This is a genomic window from Nonomuraea montanisoli (genome assembly GCF_013363975.1).
Lineage (GTDB): Bacteria > Actinomycetota > Actinomycetes > Streptosporangiales > Streptosporangiaceae > Nonomuraea > Nonomuraea montanisoli.
In genome coordinates, this window is sequence record NZ_JABWGN010000058.1 from 1 (window position 1) to 319 (window position 319).

A 319-nucleotide genomic window follows, 5' to 3' on the forward strand; every position below is an offset into this window, starting at 1 on the left:
CGTCCTCCTGGCCGTGCTCCTGCTGGGCACGGCGTGGCTGATGCGGCCCCGGCTCGGCCGCCTGCCCGCCGGCCCTCACCTCCGCGGCCGCGACCGCGCGCCGCGCCTGTTCGGCCTGCTGGACCGGGTCGGCGCCGAGGTGGGCGCGCCGCCGGTCGACGTGGTGTTCGTCTCGGCCGAGGACAACGCCGCGTACGCGCGGATCGGGCGGCGCGGCAGGCGGGCCCTCATCATCGGCGCGCCCCTCTGGGCGAGACTGGGCCCGCAGGAGAAGGTGGCGCTCCTGGGGCACGAGCTCAGCCACTCCAGCAACGGCGAC

At 77.7% G+C, this 319-nt stretch carries 1 protein-coding gene; it reads left to right on the plus strand.

What is annotated here, in order from left to right; translation table 11 throughout:
• The coding region (locus tag HTZ77_RS44960; RefSeq protein WP_175595922.1) for a M48 family metallopeptidase at window positions 1–319 on the plus strand (319 nt) is incomplete at both ends.